The following is a 738-nucleotide window of genomic DNA, read 5'->3' on the forward strand; positions in this document are numbered from 1 at the left end:
GCCAGTAGTAGGTCGGGTTGACGATCCCATCCGCACCGAGGGCAGCGGCAGTTTCAGCCAGCCCGTACCCGTCCAGCGCCATGCGGTAGATACGGCGTACCACCTCGGCGGCCTCCGGGTCAATCACCCAAAACCGGGGATCGTCCGGGTTCTTGATGTAACCATAGGGCGGCGGCGAAAGCGGAATCCCGGCGTTACCTTTCATCTTGTTTACGATGCGGCGCTTCTTGGAAATGTCCTTGGCGTAGTATTCGTTCATAATGTTCTTGAACGGGGTGAAATCGTCCTCGCCCTCGTCGCTGTCCACGCCATCGGACACGGCCACCAGCCGCACATCATGGAGCGGGAAAAATTCTTCGGTGAGCTTGCCCACCTCAATATAGTTCCGGCCCAGCCGGGAGAGGTCTTTCACGAGCACCGCCGAGATGTACCCGGCCTCGATTGCGGCGATCATCTTCTGAAAGCCGGGGCGCTTCATGGTAGTGCCGGTGATCCCGTCATCCACGAAAAAGATGGTATCCGTGTAGCCCTTGTCCTTGGCGGCCTTTTGAAGTATTTTCTTTTGGAAAGAGATTTGTCAAGGATGTTTTCACCATCCTACAACGGATCAAGACACCAACAATATCACCTTTTTACAATACTTCTCGACCACAATCAGTCCTGCACTGACTGTGGTCTTTATTTTGGAAATGACATTTTCCCCTTAAACAAAGGAATCAATCGTCGTTGCGTTTTTCG

General features: G+C 53.5%; 1 protein-coding gene. It reads right to left on the reverse strand.

The genetic code is table 11. The features are described from left to right. Positions 1 to 574: recombinase family protein (locus H7U37_RS16315; protein ID WP_204876979.1), on the reverse strand; the 574-nt coding region annotated here is incomplete at its 3' end. Positions 575 to 738 lie beyond the last annotated feature (164 nt).

The sequence above is a fragment of the Pseudoflavonifractor phocaeensis genome (assembly GCF_016901735.1).
Taxonomy (GTDB): domain Bacteria; phylum Bacillota; class Clostridia; order Oscillospirales; family Oscillospiraceae; genus Pseudoflavonifractor_A.